The organism is Cytobacillus solani (genome assembly GCF_006704205.1).
Taxonomy (GTDB): domain Bacteria; phylum Bacillota; class Bacilli; order Bacillales; family Cytobacillaceae; genus Cytobacillus; species Cytobacillus solani.
In genome coordinates, this window is record NZ_CP041305.1 from 4,851,619 (window position 1) to 4,876,165 (window position 24,547).

General features: G+C 37.5%; 21 protein-coding genes. 1 reads left to right on the forward strand and 20 read right to left on the reverse strand.

The genetic code is table 11. The features are described 5' to 3' along the window. Positions 1-19: 19 nt before the first annotated feature. The 17 genes from FI644_RS24405 to yfmF form a co-directional block, all read right to left on the reverse strand. Entirely contained in the window at positions 20-451 is a 432-nt protein-coding gene (locus FI644_RS24405; RefSeq protein WP_056684210.1) for a YlbF/YmcA family competence regulator, read from the reverse strand. A 1-nt stretch (position 452) separates the two neighbouring features. After that, positions 453-1,997: a tRNA (N6-isopentenyl adenosine(37)-C2)-methylthiotransferase MiaB gene (miaB, locus tag FI644_RS24410; RefSeq protein WP_142108918.1), complete on the reverse strand. Its 1,545-nt coding sequence runs from the start codon at positions 1,995-1,997 to the stop codon at positions 453-455. Between the two features lie 351 nt (positions 1,998-2,348). Beyond that, a complete protein-coding gene (locus tag FI644_RS24415) occupies positions 2,349-3,215 on the reverse strand; it encodes a 2-oxoacid:ferredoxin oxidoreductase subunit beta (RefSeq protein WP_142108919.1) in 867 nt (288 codons plus the stop codon). Next, the gene (locus FI644_RS24420; RefSeq protein WP_142108920.1) at positions 3,216-4,952 is read right to left on the reverse strand and encodes a 2-oxoacid:acceptor oxidoreductase subunit alpha; all 1,737 of its coding nucleotides are present in this window, start codon (positions 4,950-4,952) and stop codon (positions 3,216-3,218) included. A gap of 314 nt (positions 4,953-5,266) precedes the next feature. Beyond that, on the reverse strand, positions 5,267-6,196 hold the full coding sequence (locus tag FI644_RS24425; protein ID WP_053475738.1) for a dipeptidase: 930 nt from the start codon (positions 6,194-6,196) through the stop codon (positions 5,267-5,269). A 162-nt stretch (positions 6,197-6,358) separates the two neighbouring features. Next, positions 6,359-6,619 (reverse strand): stage V sporulation protein SpoVS, encoded by a 261-nt coding sequence (gene spoVS / locus FI644_RS24430; protein WP_009791522.1) that lies wholly within the window; start codon positions 6,617-6,619, stop codon positions 6,359-6,361. Positions 6,620-7,107: 488 nt separating this feature from the next. After that, a complete protein-coding gene (gene ymdB / locus FI644_RS24435; protein WP_053475737.1) occupies positions 7,108-7,905 on the reverse strand; it encodes a 2',3'-cyclic-nucleotide 2'-phosphodiesterase in 798 nt (265 codons plus the stop codon). 105 nt (positions 7,906-8,010) lie between these two features. After that, positions 8,011-9,576, reverse strand: coding sequence for a ribonuclease Y (rny, locus tag FI644_RS24440; RefSeq protein ID WP_053475736.1), 1,566 nt, complete (start codon positions 9,574-9,576; stop codon positions 8,011-8,013). A gap of 251 nt (positions 9,577-9,827) precedes the next feature. Next, on the reverse strand, positions 9,828-10,868 hold the full coding sequence (gene recA, locus FI644_RS24445; RefSeq protein ID WP_053475735.1) for a recombinase RecA: 1,041 nt from the start codon (positions 10,866-10,868) through the stop codon (positions 9,828-9,830). A 235-nt stretch (positions 10,869-11,103) separates the two neighbouring features. Continuing rightward, positions 11,104-12,357, reverse strand: a complete 1,254-nt coding sequence (locus tag FI644_RS24450) for a competence/damage-inducible protein A (protein WP_053475734.1) — start codon at positions 12,355-12,357, stop codon at positions 11,104-11,106. Positions 12,358-12,399: 42 nt separating this feature from the next. Next, positions 12,400-12,978, reverse strand: a complete 579-nt coding sequence (gene pgsA, locus FI644_RS24455; protein WP_053475733.1) for a CDP-diacylglycerol--glycerol-3-phosphate 3-phosphatidyltransferase — start codon at positions 12,976-12,978, stop codon at positions 12,400-12,402. Positions 12,979-13,029: 51 nt separating this feature from the next. Further along, on the reverse strand, positions 13,030-13,944 hold the full coding sequence (locus FI644_RS24460) for a helix-turn-helix domain-containing protein (RefSeq protein WP_056684204.1): 915 nt from the start codon (positions 13,942-13,944) through the stop codon (positions 13,030-13,032). A 22-nt stretch (positions 13,945-13,966) separates the two neighbouring features. Continuing rightward, complete coding sequence (locus tag FI644_RS24465) at positions 13,967-14,758, reverse strand: DUF3388 domain-containing protein (RefSeq protein WP_142108921.1); 792 nt, start codon at positions 14,756-14,758, stop codon at positions 13,967-13,969. Positions 14,759-14,917: 159 nt separating this feature from the next. After that, positions 14,918-15,178, reverse strand: a complete 261-nt coding sequence (locus tag FI644_RS24470) for a DUF3243 domain-containing protein (RefSeq protein WP_142108922.1) — start codon at positions 15,176-15,178, stop codon at positions 14,918-14,920. A 107-nt stretch (positions 15,179-15,285) separates the two neighbouring features. Next, positions 15,286-16,008, reverse strand: coding sequence for an elongation factor P 5-aminopentanone reductase (gene ymfI / locus FI644_RS24475; protein WP_053475729.1), 723 nt, complete (start codon positions 16,006-16,008; stop codon positions 15,286-15,288). Positions 16,009-16,080: 72 nt separating this feature from the next. Continuing rightward, positions 16,081-17,364: an EF-P 5-aminopentanol modification-associated protein YfmH gene (gene yfmH / locus FI644_RS24480; RefSeq protein ID WP_053475728.1), complete on the reverse strand. Its 1,284-nt coding sequence runs from the start codon at positions 17,362-17,364 to the stop codon at positions 16,081-16,083. Next, on the reverse strand, positions 17,364-18,638 hold the full coding sequence (gene yfmF / locus FI644_RS24485; protein WP_142108923.1) for an EF-P 5-aminopentanol modification-associated protein YfmF: 1,275 nt from the start codon (positions 18,636-18,638) through the stop codon (positions 17,364-17,366). Before yfmF ends, yfmH begins: the two co-directional genes overlap by 1 nt. 492 nt (positions 18,639-19,130) lie before the next feature. Between yfmF and brnQ the strand changes: the two genes are divergently transcribed. After that, positions 19,131-20,477: a branched-chain amino acid transport system II carrier protein gene (gene brnQ / locus FI644_RS24490; RefSeq protein ID WP_053475726.1), complete on the forward strand. Its 1,347-nt coding sequence runs from the start codon at positions 19,131-19,133 to the stop codon at positions 20,475-20,477. A gap of 309 nt (positions 20,478-20,786) precedes the next feature. Here the strand turns inward: brnQ and FI644_RS24495 are convergent, their stop codons facing one another. From FI644_RS24495 to FI644_RS24505, 3 genes are read right to left on the reverse strand one after another with little or no spacing between them, the layout of a single operon-like run. Beyond that, a complete protein-coding gene (locus FI644_RS24495) occupies positions 20,787-21,746 on the reverse strand; it encodes an ABC transporter permease (protein WP_053475725.1) in 960 nt (319 codons plus the stop codon). Beyond that, a complete protein-coding gene (locus tag FI644_RS24500) occupies positions 21,747-22,793 on the reverse strand; it encodes an ABC transporter permease (RefSeq protein ID WP_053475724.1) in 1,047 nt (348 codons plus the stop codon). Continuing rightward, a complete protein-coding gene (locus FI644_RS24505; RefSeq protein WP_142108924.1) occupies positions 22,786-24,321 on the reverse strand; it encodes an ABC transporter ATP-binding protein in 1,536 nt (511 codons plus the stop codon). Before FI644_RS24505 ends, FI644_RS24500 begins: the two co-directional genes overlap by 8 nt. Positions 24,322-24,547: the final 226 nt, after the last annotated feature.

The following is a 24,547-nucleotide window of genomic DNA, read 5'->3' on the forward strand; positions in this document are numbered from 1 at the left end:
GCAAGGCACTTCCGCATTTCTATTGATGATGTGAGCAATCGCTATTTTTTATTTGTGAGCCTGTTTCACCGCTTAACAAGTCTCCACCTGTTGAAAGGATCACTTCGTCGGTCACGGTGTTGGAAATAGTGTTAGCAACCATTTGCAGCAATTCATTCACTTCAATTTGAGATTGCTTAAATTCCTGAACAACTGGAATTTCATCTAATTCATTTTGAAGGGCTTCTAGCTTATCTTCTGTTTTTTTCAATGCTTCTTTCTTACCAAAGTGCTGAAGGTTTACCGCTTGTTTTTGCAACCCTTTAATATTCGAAATCGTCGCACGTACTTTTTCATTTTCGTTGATTTGTGCTTCCGCACGCTTGAAAAAATCTACTTCTTCAGTTTCTGCAATCATTCGTGCAAGCTCTCTTGCTCGGGCAATAATGTCATCTTTAGTATACTTCGCCATTTTACTCCACCTCTACCGCATTAAGTTCTTCTATCATTTCTCCGTTTAAGGACCATGTTTTCGCATCAGTAACTTTTACCTTAACCATTTTACCAATAGCTGATTTTGGTCCAATAAAGTTGACTAGTTTATTTTTTCTTGTATATCCTGCGAGTACATCCGGATTATTCTTGCTTTCACCTTCGACTAGAACTTCGACGATCTGGTCTTGATATTTTTTCATCGCTTCAGCAGAAAGCTCATTTACAAGTGCATTTAAACGCTGTAGACGCTCTTTTTTCACTTCCATCGGAACATTATCCTGCATTTTTGCAGCAGGTGTTCCTTCCCGTGGGGAATAGATGAACGTATAAGCAGCTTCATAGCCAACTTCACGATAGAGTGAAAGTGTTTCTTCAAACTGCTCATCCGTTTCATTTGGATAGCCAACAATAATATCAGTCGTAAATGTTGCCCCTGGAACAGCGGCTTTGATTTTACGAATAAGCTCTAAATAATGTTCTCTCGTATATTTACGTGCCATGATTTTAAGAACTTCATTTGATCCAGATTGAACTGGCAGATGAATATGTTCAACGAGATTTCCGCCTTTTGCCAATACTTCAATTAATTGATCATCAAAATCGCGAGGATGACTGGTTGTAAAACGGATACGTGGAATATCAATTTTACGAATTTCATCCATTAGATCCCCTAGACCATATTGAATATCTTCAAAGTCTTTCCCGTATGCATTCACATTTTGTCCAAGAAGGGTTATCTCTTGATATCCTTGTGCAGCTAATTGTCTAACCTCTTGAATGATATCTTCGGGACGGCGACTGCGCTCTTTCCCACGTGTATAAGGAACAATACAATACGTACAGAACTTATCACAGCCGTACATAATATTAACCCATGCTTTAATATTTCCTTGACGAACCTTCGGAAGGTTTTCAATAACATCTCCTTCTTTAGACCATACTTCTACAACCATTTCCTTTGACATATATGCTTCATGCAATATGTTTGGCAGGCGATGAATATTATGTGTTCCAAAGATAATATCTACTTGATTATACGTTTTCAAAATTTTGTTAACTACTGACTCTTCCTGGGACATACATCCACATACACCTAGAAGCAAGTCTGGTTTTTCTTTTTTCAAGTGCTTTAAGTGACCAAGCTCACCAAAGACTTTATTCTCTGCATTTTCACGGATTGCACATGTATTTAATAATATTACATTAGCATCCTCTACAGTATCCGTCGGTTCATAGCCTAGTCCTAGGAAAATCCCCGCCATAACTTCCGTATCATGCTCGTTCATTTGACAGCCATACGTACGGATATAGAACTTTCGTCCATTCCCCATCCCATGAAATTCTTGTGGAATATCAAAATCCTTATGATAGGCTACTTCTTCTTTTCCGCGCTTCTTCGCTTCCTTTAATGATGGAGGAGTATACACCGCTTCAAAATATTTGCTATAATCCTTTTCGGATTTTTTGTCCGATGGATTAGGTGTTTGCACTTGTTGACCTTCTAGTCGTTGTTTTTCATTCATTTTTTTGTCCCCTTTCTCTCTTTTGTACCTGCGAGAAAATCTATTGGAATACCTAAGCTTTTATAATAAAAAATATTATCGTAATTAAGATTAACTACACACATTATTATAGTATAAAGCCTTTATGCATTGAAAACAATAGAAATCCTCCTATGGGACTAGTGATCACTCGCTGCTGTAAACTCAATTCAAACAAATGGTATGTACCTATTCACAAATAATAATATTATACGAATTCATCTAATTTGAACGTGACGATTATCACATATAATAAAAGTTATTAAAGAACAGTCTTAGTAAGCGTTCATAAAAAAATAACCCAGGAATTTACCCTGGGCTATCTTCATTTTCTTACATAAATTCGTCAACAAGTTTATCAAAATGTGCTTGATCTAGAGTTAAGTCCGCGTCAACTAACGGAGCTTCTGAATAGCCATTTAGCAGCTCTTGATAAGATTTACGCTCTGTATCTTGATAAATGAGTCCAGTTACTAAGCCATTATGCTTCATTAAAGTTTGCATAGCCATTGATTTATTAGAAGAATCATAGCCTTCAACATCGCTTAATTTTGTTAAATTCTCTTTAAACCAGTCATAAGTGTTCACTTTATTATAAGTAACACAAGGGCTAAACACGTTAATTAAAGAGAAGCCTTCATGTTTAATACCAGCTTCGATTAATGCCGTCAGATCCTTAAGGTCAGTAGAGAAGCTTTGGGCAACAAATGTCGCACCAGCAGTTAATGCCATTTCCATTGGAGCAATTGCTTGTTCAATGGAACCTTCAGGTGTTGACTTCGTTTTGAAGCCTGTAGCTGACCTTGGTGATGTTTGTCCTTTTGTTAAACCATAGATTTGGTTATCCATAACAATATATGTGATATTTACATTTCGGCGAATCGCATGGATTGTGTGGCTCATACCGATTGCATATCCATCGCCATCACCGCCAGAAGCGATAACCGTTAAGTCTCGGTTAGCCATTTTCACACCCGTTGCGATTGGGAGTGAACGTCCGTGGATACCATGTAATCCATAAGAATTAATATATCCTGAAATACGGCCTGAACATCCAATTCCAGAAATAACAGCTAAGTTTTCAGGTTCTAGTCCTACATTTGCTGCAGCACGCTGGATCGCAGCTTGAACGGAGAAGTCTCCACAGCCGGGACACCAGTTTGGTTTTATACTATTACGAAAATCTTTAAATGTTGCCATTTAGACCAACTCCTTGCATCTTGTATGAATTTCATGCGGCAAGAATGGATTTCCGTCGTACTTTAACATCTTTGTAATTTTTTCAGCATTTCCGACGTTCATCTTAATCATATTTGCCAATTGCCCAGTCGCATTATTTTCAACAACCACGATCTTTTTCGCTGAATTTACGAGGGGCAGTAATTCATTAGATGGGAATGGATAAATTAAACGGATATGTGCATGATTCACCTTTAATCCGTCTTTTTCCAAACGGCCCATTGCTTCTTCAATTGCTCCGCGAGTTGAATTGAAGCCAACAATCAAAATGTCTGCTTCTTCATGTGGAGCGTTTTTATAAACAGGAGTATCGAATTTAATATTTTCAATTTTACGGAAGCGCTTGTCCATTTGTGCATTTCGATTGGCTGCAGATTCGGACGGCTTGCCCTGTTCATCATGTTCAACACCAGTTACATGGTGTATACCATTTTTCATTCCAGGTATCGTTCTTGGAGAAACGCCATCCTCTGTTACTTCATAACGTTTAAAGTAACCTTTATTTTCAATTTCAGGCAATTCTTCTGTCACTAACTTTCCGCGGCGAATTTCTACTTTATCATATTCAAGAGGTTCTACAGTTTGTTTACCTAAAGATAATTGAAGGTCAGATAAAACAATGACTGGACATTGGTATTCTTCAGCAAGATTAAATGCTTCTGCTGTATCATAGAATGCTTCTTGAACAGTACTTGGTGCCATAACAATCTTCGGAATCTCACCATGTGTACCATAAATCATAGCCATTAAATCGGATTGCTCCTGCTTTGTTGGCAGACCTGTTGATGGCCCCCCACGCTGTGTATCAACAATGACAAGCGGAGTTTCCGTAATACCAGATAAGCCGATCGCTTCCATTTTTAATGAAAGTCCAGGGCCTGATGATGCAGTTAGTGCACGTACTCCACCATAGTTAGCTCCAATAGTCATTGTTACTGCAGCAATTTCATCTTCAGTCTGAATCACTGCTCCGCCAACTGGAGGAAGCTTTTTAATTAAATATTCCATAATATCGGAAGCAGGAGTAATTGGATAAGCAGCCATGAAGCGGCACCCGCCTGCCAATGCGCCAAGCGCAATCGCATCGTTACCAATCATAAACATACGTTTCTTCCCGTCTGCTTTCTCAAGTTCCATTAATTCTGCCGTATTTTCTAGATGTTCTTGCATATTATCAAAGCCTGACTTAATGGCTTCCATATTTTTTTCAACTACTTGCTGACCCTTACGTCCAAAAATTTCTTGCACAACTTCCTTAAAAACGTTAATATCTAAATTTAAGACTGCACATGTTGCACCAACAGCAACCATGTTTTTCATAAGGGATGTACCTAATTCCGTCGCTAATTCCGTAAATGGAACCGCAAACATCGATGCTTTAGTATCTTCTGGCTTTATTGGGTTGAACTTTGCATCCGCAATAATAACACCTTTTTCATGGAGCTCTTTGTAGTTCAAATCGATTGTTTCTTGGTCGAATGCTACCAAAATATCAAGATCGTCTGAAATGGAACGAACTTGTGTTGTGCTTACACGAATCTTATTGTTCGTATGACCGCCTTTAATACGAGATGAGAAATGGCGGTAACCATACAAGTAGTAGCCTAATCGGTTCAATGCAATGGCAAAAATTTCACCAGTACTTTCAATACCTTCCCCTTGTTGCCCGCCAACTTTCCACGAAAGTTGATTGATCATGACTTACACCCCTTTAGATACGTTAGAAAAATATGTAAAAACAATATAATAATTAAAGTGTAGCACTCTTTCAGAAACCTTATTTACGATATAAAGAACAACCTTTTATTAAGGATTTTGAATGGGTACTAAACGCTTTCAATTCTAGACCTAAGTCTAAAAAAAAGCAACCCTTTCATACTAATTATTGTCGAAAATATGAATATTTTACAACTAATTAAACAATAATAGATTTATGCCATTTTGATTGCCAAATGATCGATTAAACTTCCTACTTTTTCGTAATGATAAATCTATTAGCTATCTATTCATTTTCATTTTCTCGGATATCTTCTAATAAAGTTTCTATACATAAAATTCTCCACTTGTATACTAGAATAATATTTTACCAACTCATTCATTAATTGGTGAAAGTCCTTCACATTCATTAAGCCTTTTGGCAGCTTTCCATTGGTTCCATCAAAATCTGATCCGAAGCCGACATGCTCTTCTCCTCCAAGTGAACAGACATATTCAAGATGTCTTAATACATCAGTCACTGTTGCCGTTTTTCTGCTTGTTAAAAATTCAGGGACAAACGTAATCCCTATTACACTGTCACGATCAATAAGTGCTTCAATCTGATCATTCATTAAATTACGGGGATTTGGACAAAGCGAATAACAATTCGAATGGGAAGCAAATGGATAGTCACTGTATTCGATCACATCCCAGAATCCACGTTCAGAGAGGTGGGAAACATCACACCATGTTTGGGTCGTATTCAAAATGCTGACTACTTTTTTCCCAAAGGTTGATAATCCTGCACCTCTTTCTTCAAGGATCCCATCAGAAACATAATTGCTATAATTCCATGTTAGCCCAATTGAAGTAACACCTAATCTGAGTAGCGTTTTTAATTTGACTAAATCATAGCCAATGGCATCGCATCCTTCTAAAGTTAATATAGCACCTATTTCATCCGCTGCAAGATTTTCGAGATCTATCCGATTCGAAATCACACGTATTTGTGAGAAAGGCTTAATTATCTTTTCATAAAAGAGCTCAATCATATATAGTGCTGCATTAAATCGCATATCGGGATGGACAGAATCAGGTATAAATATAGCAAAACATTGCACTTTTACCCCCCCTGATTTCATCCCATTTAAATTGACTTCAAGTTTTTCAGAATCGTTAAAATTAATAGTTGAGTCTAAAAACATTTTGTAAAGGACGTCACAATGGGCATCAAATATTTTCATCTATATTTTCATCCTTTCATCTATGTTAAGACCTGATTATGAAAAAAAGAACCCGCTTGCTTTTATGGCAAACAGGTCATCTATAGTTGATTACAATATATTTCTCTATTTTGAAAAAAGAATAGATCATTTCCGAGAAACATCTCCTGCTGCCTTACGTAATTACCTAGGTTCAACGATTAGTTTTATTGCGGTTCGTTCTTCCCCATCAATTTTAATATCTGTAAATGCAGGGATACAAATCAAATCCACTCCGCTAGGCGCTACAAATCCTCTTGCAATTGCTACTGCCTTTACCGCCTGGTTTAATGCACCTGCACCAATCGCTTGGATCTCGGCACCGCCTCTTTCACGCAGAACACCTGCAAGAGCACCTGCTACAGAATTAGGATTAGATTTTGCTGAAACTTTTAATATTTCCATTCCTAGCTCCTCCTTGTTTTCCCCTCCCGCGTGCCCATAACCTCTTCTTAAAGACAGCTATAATCCCATTTCAGTGATATTCTTTCACTTAGAATAGGGCGTGTTTTTAGATAATGCCTTATCGGAAATGAACACGTCAGTATAAATCATTCCATTGCTACTATATTCAGTTCTTAAATCACATATTCCGGCTTGGACAAAATAAAGTGAAACTCGGTCAGTGTGGGTTATCCTTCAACCCATACTGATTGTTAGTTGTACCAATCGGGCTATTACGAGCTGTTAAATTCTCCACTTAGAATGTTTATTCCTATAACTCCTGAAAGTTGAAACTTGCAGCCCGTTAATCTGCGTTATTGACTTAATTCATTGCTTAAACGAAGTCCGAAAGTACGAGAAACTAATTTACCCATAGTTATTCACAATATTGGGATATAAAAAAAGACTGAATCCGATTGCCTAAATTGCTATCGGATCCAGTCTTGCTATTATGAAAAAAACGGATGATCATCATTAATTAATATACGATTAATTTTTTTTGCTTTTCCGCTGGCTTTGTCAATTTCGATTAACACTGCACTTAACTGCTTACGTCCTTCTTTTGGAACTTCAAATCGCACAGGCAAGTTTGTTAAAAACCTTTTTAACACTGCATCCCTTTCAACGCCTAAGATCCCGTCATATGGTCCAGTCATACCTACATCTGTTAAATAGGCTGTTCCTTGTGGTAAGATCCGATTATCAGCTGTTTGTACATGTGTATGTGTGCCTACAACTGCAGACACTCTCCCATCTAAATACCAGCCCATCGCTTGCTTCTCGCTCGTTGCTTCAGCATGAAAGTCTACAAAGATTATCGACGTTCTCTTTTTTGCTTCTTGAATTAATTCATCCGCCTTTTTGAATGGACAATCAATAGAAGGCATGAACGTTCTTCCTTGCAAACTTATTACTGCAATTTCCTCTGTATTAAATTTAAGATAAACAATTCCCTTTCCAGGATTCTCAGCTGGAAAGTTTGCTGGTCTTACTAAATATTTTGCCTCATCGATAAATTCGAAGATTTCTCTATTATCCCATGTATGGTTCCCAAGAGTCACTGCTTGTGCTCCAGCCTCTAAAAATCCACGATAAATTTTTTCCGTTATTCCTTTGCCGCCTGCCGCATTTTCGCCATTAATAATCGTAATTTGAGGACGGTATTTCTCTTTAAGCTTCGGGACATATTCTGTAATCATCTCACGACCTTGTGAACCGACAACATCCCCTACAAACAAAATATTCATTGTACTGCCCTTTCTTTATATGTATTTCTTCTATTTATTGTATCACATTCTCTATCTTCCCACTCCAGTCAACAAAAAAAGTAAAGCGATGCAATTAGCATCGCCTTACTTCGCATATTCCACGGCCCGTGTTTCACGAATAACCGTTACTTTAATATGTCCTGGATAATCAAGCTCTTCTTCAATTTTTTTGCGGATATCTCTAGCTAGTCGATGAGCTTCAAGATCGTCGATTTGCTCAGGTTTTACTAAAATTCGAATTTCACGCCCTGCTTGAATAGCAAAAGACTTTTCAACACCATCATAAGATTCAGAAATCTCTTCAAGCTTCTCAAGACGGCGAATGTAATTTTCGAGAGTCTCTCTTCTTGCTCCAGGCCGTGCGGCTGATAGCGCATCTGCTGCAGCAACAAGTACAGCAATAATTGATGTAGGTTCAGTGTCTCCATGATGGGAAGCGATACTGTTAATCACAATTGGATGTTCTTTATACTTCGTAGCTAATTCTACTCCAATTTCAACATGGCTTCCTTCTACCTCATGATCTATCGCCTTACCTATATCGTGCAGTAAACCTGCTCGACGAGCTAATACTTCATCTTGACCAAGTTCTGCTGCTAGTAAACCTGACAGCTGTGCGACTTCCATTGAGTGCTTAAGTACATTTTGACCATAGCTTGTCCGGAATTTAAGGCGGCCAAGGATTTTAATAAGATCTGGATGGAGGCCATGAACACCAACTTCAAAAGTCGTCTGTTCTCCAATTTCGCGGATATGCTCATCCACTTCACGGCGAGCTTTATCAACCATTTCTTCAATCCGTGCAGGATGAATGCGTCCGTCCTGTACAAGTTTGTCTAAAGCTAAACGAGCGGTTTCTCGGCGAATTGGATCAAAACCAGATAAGATGACTGCTTCTGGCGTATCATCAATAATGAGATCAATACCTGTTAAGGTTTCAAGTGTTCGAATATTTCGACCCTCACGTCCAATAATTCGTCCCTTCATCTCATCATTCGGAAGGTTTACCACAGATACTGTTGTTTCCGCCACATGATCAGCAGCACAGCGTTGGATCGCTAGTGACAAGATATCCTTCGCCTTCTTATCTGCTTCCTCTTTCGCACGAATTTCGCCCTCTTTTATCATTATCGCGACATCATGAGCTACTTCCTGCTCGACTCGCTCCAAAATGATGGACTTCGCCTCTTCACGAGTTAAGCCCGAGATGCGTTCCAGCTCAGCTTTTTGTGCACGTACCATCTCGTCCACTTTGCTTTCCATCTCTTCAATATGCTGTTGTCTTTTGTTAAGAGAATCGTCCCTCTTCTCTAAAAGTGTTTCACGTTTATCTAACGTTTCATCTTTGCGATCAAGATTTTCTTCCTTTTGCAGTAAACGATTTTCTTGTTTTTGCAATTCATTTCTTCGATCACGAATCTCACGCTCTGCCTCTGTTCGAAGCTTATGAATTTCATCCTTCGCCTCAATCAGAGCTTCTTTCTTTATTGCATCCGCTTCTCGCTTTGATTCTTCTAAAATCTGCTCTGCAGCATCTTTAGCTCCTGCAACTTTTGCCTGAGCAATGGACTTACAAACAAAATAACTAACAACCGCACCAACGAATAGGCCAAGCAAACTGGAGATGATGATTGCTGTTAAAAGTTCCATCATTTCACCTCCTCTTGCTATGAACTTTTTGTGTTACGTCTTTAAAGTGTCGGCATGTATATTGAAATACAACATACAGCACTAAGGCTTTTCAACGTTTTTCATATCATCATAAAATGTAAAATATACATTTTTAATTGTAAAGCTGTGGTATTTCATTGTCAAGGCTTACTCTGATAGACATACATGTTATTTATCCTCATAGAGAAAAAAAAAGCAAAGCACGCAGCTTTGCTTTTTTCACCACTATATTAATCAATTAGCTGTAATTCCTCTTGTTCATCATCACCGCTTACAACATGTTCCCCATCGAGTCCATAATGATCACGGATTTGTGTTTGAATTTGCTTACGGATTTCAGGGTTTTCTTTCAAGAATAGCTTAGCATTTTCTCGACCTTGACCGACACGCTCATCATTGAAGGAATACCATGAACCACTTTTTTGAACAATGTCCAGTTCAGAGCCTATATCAATAATTTCGCCTTCTCTTGAAATACCTTCTCCATACATAATATCAACCTCCGCTACACGGAATGGAGGTGCAACTTTATTTTTAACAACTTTAATTTTTGTTTTGTTACCTACAATATCTTGACCTTGCTTTATTGCTTCAGCACGGCGCACTTCAAGACGGACTGTTGAGTAAAACTTCAACGCGCGTCCTCCTGGAGTTGTCTCTGGATTTCCAAACATAACTCCAACTTTTTCACGGATTTGGTTTATGAAAATAGCAATTGTTTTTGATTTATTGATTGCGCCTGATAGTTTACGAAGGGCTTGAGACATTAGACGTGCTTGTAATCCGACATGCGAGTCTCCCATTTCTCCTTCAATTTCCGCCTTAGGTACGAGTGCTGCAACAGAGTCAATGACAAGGATATCAACTGCACCACTTCTTACAAGCGCTTCAGCAATCTCCAATGCTTGCTCTCCCGTATCTGGCTGTGAAAGCAATAATTCATCAATATTAACTCCCAGTTTTTGCGCATAAACTGGATCGAGTGCGTGTTCTGCATCGATAAATGCTGCCTGTCCGCCAGCGGCTTGTACCTCTGCGATTGCATGAAGGGCAACCGTTGTTTTACCTGAGCTTTCTGGTCCATATGTTTCAATAATACGTCCTCTTGGATATCCGCCTACCCCAAGTGCTATATCGAGGGCAAGTGATCCGCTTGGAATTGTTGAAATTTTCCGGTCTGTTTGCTCTCCAAGCTTCATAATTGAACCTTTACCAAATTGTTTTTCTATTTGTTTTAACGCCATCTCCAGTGCTGCTTGACGATCACTCATTCATACTTCCTCCTCTTCAACATTCAAAAAATCTAAGTTTTGCTCTCGTTCAAAACCTAACTCTACTATAACTGTTTTCTTATCGTTTGTCGAGAAAAAAAGCGAACATCTATTCTTCTTTTTTCAATGCCTATTCTTTCATAAAATGAAAGAATAGAATGAGAGAAATGATATTTTTAAAGAATTTTCCTTTAAGAAAAGAGCAAACTTACTATAATTAAAAAATCAGAATGCACTATTTGGCATTCTGACTTCCATTTAATCTCTTTATTAAAAAATGACATCCATACTTTACACTTCTTACCCGGATGGCTTCTCTTGTTCCGCCAAAATTTAGCTTTTCAACTTGAACAGGCTCATTCTTTATTGAAATACCAATGTATACAGTTCCAACTGGTTTGCCTTCTAATTCATCAGGACCCGCAACGCCTGTAAAGCTAATGCCAATATCCGCGTTCATAAGGGAGGCAACGTTTTTTGCTAACTCACGTGCACATTGCTCACTTACGACACCATTTTCAGCAATTGTTGATTTCTGGACGTTTAGCACATTTGTTTTAACTTCATTTGTATAACAAACAACACCGCCTTTAAGAAGGTCTCCTGCCCCAGGAATTGCTGTAAACTCCTGCTGGAACATACCTCCTGTCAGACTCTCAGCGCAAGCAATTGTCAGCTTTTTTTCCTTAATATGTTTAATTAACTCACGCATTAAGGAAGTTTCATCATATCCATAGAAATATTCTCCGACTCGAGAGAGAATGTTATTTTCAGTCTCATCTAGAAGTCTTAAAGCTGTATCCATTTGCTCATACTTGGCTGTTAAACGAAGAGTTACTTCCCCATCCGATGCAAGTGGCGCTATCGTCGGATTCGTCTGTGCATCAATTAAATCTTCAATTTCTGTTTCGAGCATCGCTTCTCCAATCCCAAAAAATCTTAATACACGGGAAAGGATCACATCTTCCTCTAGTAGCAAGGAACGAAGAGCTGGGTAGCCATATTTCAAAAACATTGGTTCCATTTCTTTCGGTGGTCCGGGTAGAAGCATATAGGTATGGTTTCCACCATCAAGCAACATTCCAGGAGCCATCCCATGATCATTCGGCAAAATATGTGAATCCTCTAAAACAATTGCCTGCTTCTTATTATTTTCCGTCATCTGTCGATTCGTGCGCTCGAAATAAAGTTCAATCGACTGAAGAGCCTCATTATTCATAATCAGTTTTTTATTTACATGCTTTGCGATCGTTTCCTTTGTTAAGTCATCTTTTGTTGGTCCTAATCCTCCAGTAAATATAAGAAGATTCGAACGCTCCTCTGCCATTTTAATCACTGCTTTAAGGCGATCAGGGTTATCACCAACACATGTATGATAAAAAACATTAATCCCTAAATCGGCAAGCTGCCTGGACAAAAAGCGCGCATTTGTATTAACAATTTGACCAAGCAATAATTCAGAACCAACTGCGATTATTTCTGCATTCATGCAAACGCCCCCTCGTTTGTATAGGATGAAACAAGAAATTCATTATTTTGAATTGACAAAGGCATCCTTATTCTTAGCAAAATAATCCCAGCCAGACCAGATCGTAAAGACAAGTGCTACCCAAAGAGCAATATCAGCAAATGGAATCGAAATCATTTCAAAAATAATGTTATGCAGTAATAGAGCAGAAATAGCGACAATTTGCGTCCATGTTTTGATTTTCCCTAATTGATTGGCTGCTACAACTTCTCCCCCACCTGCAAGAATAAGCCGTAAACCTGTTACCGCAAATTCTCTGCTAATAATAATAATAACAATCCAAGAGGGAGCGTAGCCAAGCTCTACTAAAACAATTAATGCTGCAGAAACGAGGAGCTTGTCCGCAAGCGGGTCAAGAAACTTTCCTAAGTTCGTAACCAGGTTATATTTCCTTGCAAAATGCCCATCCACCCAGTCAGTTGCTGAAGCGATAATAAAAATGAGTGCACCAACTAAATGTGTAACAGGAAGGGTAGCTCCTAGGATTGAAAGCTCTCCCCACGAAAAAGGGACAAGCATAATAATTAAAAATAATGGGATTAAAAAAATTCGAGAAATAGTAATTTTATTTGGCAAATTCATGATTTTACCTCCAATATAGTAATAACGCGAAAAATAGTCATCAGACGATGACTATTCGTTGTTCGGTAAGTAGCGAATGGTTATATTCTGCGTAACCGATTGAGTCGGAGGAATAGCATACTCAACTTTTTCATCATTTACATAAATCTCAGTTTCAGTTGATTTACCAATGACAATAACAGCCTCAATTTCCTTAGAAAAATCAATTACCTGACTTTCATTTTCGCCCTTTTTCAACGTACCAGAAAAAAAGGAAGTTCCTTTTCCATTTAAAATATTGACCCATGTTTCTCCAGTAGAAACTACCTTCAATTCAAACCGGTCTGTATTTTTCAATTCATATACAGTTTTTTTGCCACTTGACTGGGCAACAGTGACCTCTTGCTTAGGAGCTTCAATCTCTTCCTCATCGGTCTCTTCTTCATTCGTCTGATCTTCTTGCTTTACTGAATCTTCACTAGAATCTTTCTCTTTTTCTTTATCAGTATCCTTCGCAAAATCGTCTGATTCCTCAATACGTACGGGTTCCTTTCCGCTGTTATCAACGGATTCCTTTGTATTTTCTCCACCATTGGCCTTTTGAAAAAATACATAAGCGGCAGCCAATGCACCAATAACAAAAATAGCAATTAATACTTTCGGAAGAATATCAAAAGCTTTGGATCTTCCTGGAGAAACATTTTGCCTAGATTGAACACGTGAAAGCTTTTCTGGAATATCTTCATTTATTGTGGAAGGAATATCACTTTTAAACTCTTCAAAGATTTCTTCCGGTTCCATTCCTACTGCTTCTGCGTATTGCTTAATAAACGCCCTTACATAAAACTTTCCGGGCATCATACTATAATTTCCTTCTTCAATTCCAATTAAATATCGCTTTTGAATCTTTGTTACTGCCTGCAGGTCATCAAGACTCATGTTTTTAGCCAATCGAGCTTCTTTTAGTCGATTCCCGAGTTCTGTCAATTTACAACACCTTCCAACTCACTTAAAAATCAAATCCGCCAAATTCAGAATCAGTAAACATCTTGTTTTCATTTACAATGTCATATTTTATTTCTTCTTCTGGGTCATGGCGAAGCTCAATAATATAATCGAAGTCATCGATAGAATATTGAGTGTTTTCCACAAAAATATCTGGATGCTCCACCACTTTTATTGCGGGGAGGCTCATTATTTCACGGACAAGCTGCCAATGCTTTTCATTTGCTCTTCTAGATGAAACAATCCCATCGATAATGAATAGATTGTTTTCATTATATTCATCATGAATGAGCTGATTGCGAATCGTTTGTTTCAAAAGAGTTGAAGAAACAAATAACCATCGCTTATTTGCACATACACTTGATGCAACAATTGATTCTGTTTTTCCTACTCGCGGCATTCCCCGTATTCCTATTAGCTTGTGCCCTTCCTGCTTAAATAATTCTGCCATAAAGTCAACTAATAATCCAAGCTCGTCCCTTACAAACCTAAAAGTCTTCTTATCATCTGCATCTTGTTGTATGTATCTCCCATGACGGACAGCTAGCCGGTCCCTTAATTTCGGAACACGCAATTTAATTAGTTTTATTGTATCCATCGTATGTAAAATTGACTCTAACCGAACAATTTGTTCATAGTTTTTCGCTAAAATTAACAAGCCTCTTCGGCCCTGTTCCACACCATTAATCGTTACAATATTAATCGAAAGCATTCCGAGAAGGGAAGAAATATCACCAAGCAACCCGGGACGGTTCTTTGTTATTTCATATTCTAAATACCATTCTGTTTTACTCATAAAAACCTCCTTTTAACCGTTGCTAAACGATTTTTCTTACCTCCTATATCATAAATGATTTCACTGAAAGATGAAAGGATAAACCTATGCAAAAAATGTCATTACCCATTTTTCGAAAAATTAAAAAAGAGAGGAGCTTGCCTCTCTTTTTTAAACGATTTATTTTTGTGTACCATTATCCTCTACAAGCTTTACCATCATGCTTGCAATGGCTTCCTGCTCCTCCTTACTCGCAACGGACCAAAGATCTGAGAGGATTTTTTCCTGTTCATTTTTTGGCTCTACTTGTTTTGCTAAGTAATCACCAATCTGGTAAGCAAAATTATTAACCGTGTCTTTATTCATTCCCTGCTGCTGTCCCTGATCGAGACGATCACCAAGAAAGTCTTTCCACTGCTGCCAATTATCAAGTACAGACATGATATTATCCTCCTTCATTAACAATGTTGTACACCATAGTACATTGTTATTTTGGATGTTGGAAAGATAAAATATGCATGTTATTTATTGACTGTTCGTTGAACATTTTATGTATGCCAGCCGCCGTTTACAGCAAGTACTTGACCAGTAATATATGAAGCTTGTGAGGATAAAAGAAAAGACACCGCATCAGCAATATTTTCTGGGGACGCAAGCCTTCCCATTGGTATTTCGTGTTTTAACTCCTCAAGCTCTTCAAAGGAAAAGCCATCAAGCATAGCTGTCTGTACGGCCCCAGGAGCAACCGCATTCACTCGAATCCCGTTAAATGCCACTTCCTTGCTTAACGCTTTTACAAACGCAATTTGCGCCCCTTTAACAGTGGAATAGGCTACTTCACATGCAGCACCAGTCTGTCCCCAAATAGAGGAAATCACAACAACATTCCCTCCTCCTTTAGAAAGAAGCTTAGGTAAGAGATCCTTAGTTAGTAAAAGTGGTGTTCTTACATGAATATTTATCAATGTATCCGCCTGTTCCTCGTCTAACTCATAAAGAAGACCATAATGACTAGTTCCACTATTATGAATGATTGCATCAAGTGAAAAAATGTTTTCCACTATTTTTTTATAGCCTTTATTTGTTGTGAGATCTGCTTGTATCGGGATATATTCTCCGTCAAAGAACTGTAATTGCGCTAAGAGCTGTTCGATTGCCTTTTTATTTTCATTATAGTGCAAATATAAGGAATATCCTTCCTCTGCTAATTTAATAGCCATTGCTCCCCCAATTCCCCCGCTTGCCCCTGTTATTAATGCAAACTTTTTCATTTTTCTACACCCATTTCCACGAACAGAAGAAAGCGCCACAATACCGGCGCTTCTTCATTCTTATCATCTTATTTATTTTTTTGGCACAACTAGACAAACAGTAAATTGTTCTTCAGAAATAAGCTCATCAGCAGCCCGTTCTATATCTGCTATTGTTATGCCTTCAAGTGTCGGCACCACTTCAAATAAATCCATGTCATTAAACGCATATCTAGTAAATTGATTGGCAATATATTCTGGTGAATTAACCGCTCGTAAAAAGGCACCAATCTTCTTCTTTTTCGTTCGCTCTAAACTTTCATCAGAAATCGTTCCCTTAGCTTCCAACAGAATTCTTTTTATTGTGTCTGCAAGCCTATCTGGATCACTTGTGTCTCCTCCAACCATCGCAAATCCGAAACCTTTCTCCTCCGTGTAATCAAAAGAAAACGTTTCATCAATTAATCCTTCATTATATAATGAACTGTAATGATCCGAACTCTTTCCAAATAAAATGTCGAGCATCACATTTAAACTTAATTCTTTCTTTAGCATTTCTTTTCCAGATTGATTGGCATTTGGTGCTTTAATTCCTACTAAACATTTAGATGTTTGTACATTCATCTCTAGTACCAGTTTTTTCTCAGCAACCGCCACAGGCTCCTCTTCAAATTTCCGTTTGATTTCTGGCAGCTCTTTGTAATCCTTACGATCTTGATTATCCCTTACCATCTTCATCATTTGATCCTGATTGACGGGCCCAACTATAAATAACAGCATATTACTCGGATGGTAAAACGTTTTATAACATTCATAAAGCATATCTTTTGTAATATGAGAAATGGATTCAATTGTTCCAGCAATATCAATCTTTACTGGGTGGTTTTTATACATGTTTTGGATTAGTCCAAAATACAAGCGCCAATCTGGATTGTCATCATACATTGTAATTTCCTGCCCAATAATGCCTTTTTCCTTTTCGACCGTTTTCTCTGTAAAATATGGCGCTTGAACAAAATCAATTAACGTTTCAAGATTTTTTTCCACATTAGATGTACTTGAAAATAAATATGCCGTTCTTGTAAAAGAGGTGAATGCATTTGCCGAAGCTCCCTGCTTGCTAAATTGCTGGAATACATCGCCATCTTCTTTTTCAAATAGCTTATGCTCTAAAAAGTGGGCAATCCCGTCGGGAACCTTTACAAAATCCTCTTTTCCTGGTGGCAGAAAATGATTGTCTATCGATCCATACTTCGTGGTAAATGTTGCATAAGTTTTATTAAAACCGTGCTTCGGAAGGATATATACATCAAGTCCATTATTCAGCTTTTCATAATATAATTCTTCCTGCAGTTGATCAAATATGATTTTTTCCATTATTTTGTATCCCCCTTTCCTGTTAAAAAGTAAACAGTATCTAAATGTATCTTATTTGCAACGGCAATAATATCTTTTTTTGTCACAAGATCCATTTTCTCCATCCATTCATCAAGAGAGATATCTTTTTTGGAAACAACATTATGATAGAGGATTTCAACCATCCCTCTTGAAGTATCTATCGTTTCAAGAAGCTGATTTTTAATAACTGCTTTCGTTTGCTCCATTTCCTCCTCTGTAAAATCCCCTCTTTTCATTGCGTCCATTTGCTCGTTAATAATCTGTATAGCCTGATCATAATTTTTATTATCTATCCCTGACATAACCATCATTAATCCCTTATGACTTTCAAGCCTGCTCGTTACATAATAAGCAAGACTGGCTTTTTCCCTTACATTAAGAAATAACTTGGAATGCGAAAATCCTCCAAAAACCCCATTAAAAATCTGAAGTGCGTAATAATCTTCATCCCCATATTTGATATTTGTCCGGTAGCCAATATTTAATTTCCCTTGTTTTACCTCTTGCTCTTCGATAACTTCATGAACATTGTTTTTCGAAACATAATTTGAAGAATGAATAATTTTAGGGGTGCGTTCTGAAAATTGTAATTGCTCGCTTCCAAATACTTCTTCTTCACTTACATCGCCAATTATATATAAATCAAGTTCATCCTGCTTCAAAGCGTTTTGATAATAATCGTATAAGATTTCAGGTGTGATAGAATCAACTGCGTCCATGTCTCCATGAACATGAAGGGAATATGGCTCCTCTTTGCACATTTCTTGTATTAGACGGTAATTGGAATAACGCATTTTATCACCATAAACGGACTGTATTCTTTGTTTCAAAGTTCGTTTTTCATTTGCTACCGTTTCCTTATGAAAAGCACTTTCATCAGCATTTGGTTTCATTAATAAACCTGCTAAAAACTCAATTGCCTTTTTCAAAAGGGGCGTCGGGTCTGATAAAAACTTTTCATTGGCCATTTCCAACGAAAAACTAATAATGTGGAACTCACCTTTTTTGGCCAAGTCCACGTATAAACTAGCTCCGTAAAGTTCATCTAAATAAGATCGTAGTGTTCCCGTTGTCGGAAATTCTTTATTGCTGCTCTGCAAAACATACGGCAAAAGTGCCCGTAGGGTTGCTTCTTCCTTTCTTAATGGCGCTTTCATTTTCCAAACGATCGTGTTGGTTTTATACTTATCGGTTTTTACAATATGAATGTTATAGCCAGTCATTGCTTTAACCGTTTCTGAAATTATATTCATTTGATATCCTCCTAATCGTTTTTATGTATCTCATCCAAGATTATTTTCTGCAAACACCTTTAAATTAAATCATATTCTAACTATAACTTGCCCTATTTCTTATTTTCAAGTTATTGCCATCAACAGTATGTTTACAAACTGCTAATCAAATTTAATAGTGATTAAATTTGCTCCAGGTTAGGCAGCGAATCGGAGTGGGCAGTGAGCCTCCTCAGTAATGAATTTTTTCATTCAAAATACATAGTGGTGTTTGCAAGTAGGTAGTCTTACTTATAATTGGATCTAAAATCAAACCTCATATAGAACTTAAAGATTACTAAATATTTTATTGGAATAATATATTGTGTTCATTATCCTGATATGTTATTTTATTAAAGCAATATATCAATACGGTTCGAAAGGTGGCAGAATTTTTAAAAAGTTATTTTTAAATAATAATTTTCAGAATAATTGATTATATCAAGGGGAAATTAGTAGAAGGGGGTAGTGGTTGTGAATCAAAAGATTTCAACTTCTTATATTATTGTTTTAGGGTTAATGCTTTTTGCACTATTTTTTGGAGCAGGCAATTTAATATTCCCAATCATGATGGGCCAGGAAGCAGGAGTAAATATCTGGGTAGCTATGGCTGGATTTGTTATTACTGGTATTGGACTACCAATATTAACTGTTATCTCTCTAGGTTACTCCAGGGAAAGTGATATTCAATCGTTAGCAACTAGAGTACATCCCATGTTCGGGTTAATATTCTCTATTATTTTATACTTAGCTATCGGACCTTTATTTGCGATACCAAGAGCAGGAACGGTATCCTTTGAAATTGGTATTCGTCCATTAATCCCAGAATCTTGGGATACGATTGGGTTATTTATTTTCTCAATCCTTTTCTTTGCAGTTGCAACATTACTTTCACTTAATTCTTCAAAAATTGTTGATATCTTAGGTAAATATTTAACACCAATTAAAATAAGCTTTTTGTCTCTCTTAGTTATTGTGGCAATTTTTAAACCACTTGGCGCTCTTCAAAAACCTATTGGTAAATATACAGAAAATTCATTCTTCAGCGGTTTTTCAGAAGGATATTTAACGATGGATGTTTTAGCAGCTTTCGTATTTGGAATTATTATTATCAATTCCCTTCGCTCTAAAGGTGTGGAATCAGGTAAAGTGATTATGGTATCTACGATGAAGGCTGGTTTAATCGCTGCAGTTCTTTTAGCTTTCTTTTATAGTGCTTTGGCATTTATGGGAGCAAGTAGTGTTTCGGAATTAGGTATTTTAGATAATGGTGGCTCAGTTTTAGCTGGGGTAGCCAATCTCTACTTTGGATCATTTGGTGGAGTAATACTTGGCGCTCTCATTACTGCGGCTTGTATGACTACTAGCGTCGGTCTGATCAGCTCTTGTGCTTCCTATTTTAATAAAATTTTGCCTAAAGTTTCTTATCGTAGTTTTGTTATCATTTTTGCTATCTTTAGTACGGCTGTTGCAAACTTCGGATTAAGTCATTTGATTTCGATTTCAACACCAGTGTTAACAACCATTTATCCTTTAGCAATCGTTTTATTAATATTAACCTTCTTCCATAATGCATTTAAGGGTAAGAAGATAGTGTATCAATTGGCTATGTTATTCACATTTATCGTAAGTGTATTTGACGGATTAAATGCAGCTGGATTGGGAGTAAAACCAGTTGATCAATTATTTTCTTCTATCCTTCCATTATATGAAGTTGGATTAGGCTGGCTATTACCTGCGTTTATAGGTGTAATTCTGGGGATTATAATTGGCTTTTTTAAGCTAAGCAGTAAAGAAAAAGAGGAAGAACAATTAATATAATATCGATTAAAAAGAACCACCAATTATTAAAGAGTTTTCTTTAATGATTGGTGGTTTTTTCATTTAGAATAACTGGGAAAAATTCTATCATTTTTATAAAACTACAAATCACTTAATTCTTTAAAATAAAATAATATAACATCCACAGATAGGACAAGGTTTTAAAATTAGCAACCAGAGGTTGTACCTTGATGCAGCTACAATTATCTTTACTTAAACTATACACTCCACCAATACTGGAAACAAACTTTATATAACCCAAAGAAAAAGACCCCACTCTTCATCTAAGAGTAAGGTCTTTCAACTACTTTATCGATTTCCCTTAATATAAGGTACCCCAGATGCTTTCGGTGCGTCAGCACGGCCGATAAAGCCTGTTAACGCAAGGATCGTCAGTACATATGGAGCAATTAATAAATACACATTTGGAATGTTTTCAAGGAACGGCAAGCTTGAACCAATAATACTTAAGCTTTGGGCAAAACCAAAGAATAACGCTGCGCCCATTGCACCAAGCGGATGCCATTTACCAAAGATCATTGCTGCTAGTGCCATGAACCCTTGTCCACTAATCGTTGCATGGCTGAAATCAGATGTAATCGATTGTGCATAAATTCCACCGCCAATTCCTCCAAGTGCTCCAGATAGAATAACAGCAATATAACGAATTTTTGTTACATTGATCCCCATAGTATCAGCAGCCATCGGATGTTCACCGACAGAACGAAGTCTTAAACCAAATGGTGTTTTGAAAATAACATACCATGCAATAAATGCAATTATTATTGCCACGTAAGATGTATAGTATGTGTTAGAGAAAAATATCTTTCCTAAAATCGGTATATCACTCAGGATTGGAATATCCACTTTACTGAAGCCTTTTTGAATGATATCTGTTTGACCTTTATCGTACATAAATTTCACAAGAAACAATGATACACCTACTGCTAATAAGTTAATAGCTACCCCAGAAACCGTTTGGTCTGCTCTAAATGTAATAGAGGCAACCGCATGAATAACAGAGAAAAGTCCGCCTACAACCATTGCTGCCACTAGGGACACCCAAGGAGTCATATCCCCAAACACATCAGCAAATGTTAAGTTAAAGACAATTGCGGTGAATGCGCCAATAACCATTAAACCTTCGAGACCGATGTTAACAACACCTGAACGCTCTGAAAAGGTACCGCCAAGTGCGGTAAAAATAAGCGGAGCAGCCCATAGCATAGTTGAAGGGATAACAATTGATAGTATATCCATTAAGCTCACTTACTTCGCCCCCTTTTTGCCGATACGATCAATAAAGATTCGGATCATATAACTTGCAGCTACAAAGAAAACGATTAATGCAATAATAATATCAACAAGTTCATTTGGTACACCTGCTTCAAGCGGCATGTTCAGCGCTCCTACTTTTAAAGAACCGAACAAAATCGCAGCTAAAATGATGCCAATTGGTGTATTTCCACCAAGTAATGCAACGGCGATTCCATCAAAGCCGACACCTGTAAAGCCGCCTCTTATAGATGCGTAGCCAAATGTACCTAGACCTTCCATCGCACCAGCAAGACCAGCAAATGCTCCAGAAATAACCATTGATAAAATAATGTTTGATTTTACACTCATACCCGCATATTCCGATGCATGCTGATTAAAACCAACTGCTTTCAACTCATAGCCTCTGGAAGTTTTTTCTAAAATAAACCACATAATAAATACACATATAAGTGCAACAATAATTCCCCAATGCAGTCGAGAATAGTCTGTTAGACCTTCAAGAAACGGGGAGCGTAGAGAAGCTGACGGGAAAACATCCGCTGTCCGGTCACTCTTTTCTGAAAGTACAGTACGGATAATATAGTTTGCTACATGTAATGCAATATAGTTCATCATAATCGTTACAATTACTTCATGAACACGAAACTTCGCTTTTAAAAGGCCAGGTATAAATGCCCATAGTGCTCCGGCTGCGGCAGCTGCTAACACAGCTAATGGAAGGTGGATGACTTTAGGTAGTTCAAACGCCACTCCAACCCATACTGCAGCCAGCCACCCAACAATTAATTGGCCCTCTACTCCAATATTGAAAAGACCTGTTTTAAAGGCAAATCCAACTGCAAGTCCTGCAAGAATATATGGGGTAACCTGCCGAATTGTTTCTCCAGTATAATATATATCACCAAATGCTCCATCCCAAAGAGCAATAAATGCTGCACCAGCATCATATCCTGTTATTAACATGATAATCGTACCGACAATTATCCCTAATAGTACGGCAAGAATCGGCACGATAATATTTTTCATGCGACTAGACATCTGCTTTTTCACCTGCTTCCTTCCGTTTAGAACCGGCCATTAATAACCCTAATTCTTGTTCTGTCGTTTCTTTCGGATCAACAATCGCAACGATTTGTCCTTCATAGATTACAGCAATGCGATCACTTACATTCATTACTTCATCAAGTTCAAATGATAGTAATAGAACCGCTTTTCCATTATCACGCTGTTCGATTAGGCGCTTATGAATAAATTCTATCGCCCCGACATCAAGACCGCGTGTAGGCTGTGCCGCAATAAGCAGGTCTGGATTTCGATCGACTTCACGTCCGATAATAGCCTTTTGCTGATTACCACCTGATAATGCCCGTGCAGGTGTAAATTCACTTGGAGTACGGACATCAAACTCATCAATTAAGCCTTTTGCTTTTTTGTAAATTTCTTTATAATTCAGGATTCCACCTTTTGAATATGGTTTTTGGTAATACGTCTGAAGGACCATATTTTCCCCAATTGGAAAATCAAGAACAAGTCCATGTTTATGACGGTCCTGTGGAATATGCCCTACCCCAGATTCAGTAACCTTTCTTGGTGAAAAATTGCGAATTTCCTTCCCATTTAACAAGATTGAACCACTTTCAGACTTTCTTAGGCCTGTGATTGCTTCAAGCAATTCGGTTTGACCGTTGCCATCTACCCCTGCAATCCCAACAATCTCTCCTGATCTGATTGTGAGATCTAAACCATTAATTGCTGGCAGCCCGCGGGCGTCCTTTACTCTTAAATCTTTTATTTGAAGCACTTCCTGTTTCGGACTTGCTTCTATTTTTTCTGTTTTAAATGTAACTTCACGGCCAACCATTAAGCTAGCTAAATCATTAGGATTCGTTTCACTAACATTAACCGTCCCGATACCTATGCCTTTTCGAATAACCGTTACACGATCACAGACTTCCATTATTTCTTTCAACTTGTGTGTGATTAATATGATCGATTTTCCTTCTTTAATCAGGGTTTTCATAATTTGAATCAGTTCATGAATTTCTTGAGGAGTGAGAACAGCTGTTGGTTCATCAAAAATTAAGATCTCTGCACCACGGTATAGCGTTTTCAAAATTTCAACACGCTGTTGCATCCCAACAGATATATCCTGGATTTTCGCACGCGGATCGACTGCTAAACCGTATTTCTCTGAAATTTCACTAACTTTTTTTTCTGCGGTTTTAATATCAATTTTTCCGCCTTTTGTAATTTCGCTTCCAAGGATAATATTTTCTGTAACGGTAAAGGGGTCAACAAGCATAAAGTGTTGATGCACCATTCCAATTCCCAAATCATTTGCAATATTAGGATTGGTAATTTTTACAGACTTGCCTTTTACTTTTATTTCTCCTTGTTCAGGCTGATAAAGTCCAAAAAGGACGTTCATAAGCGTAGATTTTCCTGCTCCGTTTTCACCAAGCAAAGCATGGATTTCACCCTTTTTCACCTGAAGTGTAATGTTATCATTTGCTACGATCCCAGGAAATTCCTTGCGAATACCTAGCATTTCAATTACGTAATCCATTTTTTCACTCCTTTAAAAATAAGGAAATTTTTAGTAGTAAGAGGTCAGACTTTTAAAACTGAAAAAATAAACTATAGAAATAAATTCTATATTATTAAATCAATACTAGTCTATAGTTGATTAACCTAAGTGAAAAGTTGAATAGCTTCAACACTTCAATTAAATTACCAAAATAGAAACTGTCTGAATAATTGCTTAAAAAAGGAATAAGGGGTCAGTTCTGCAA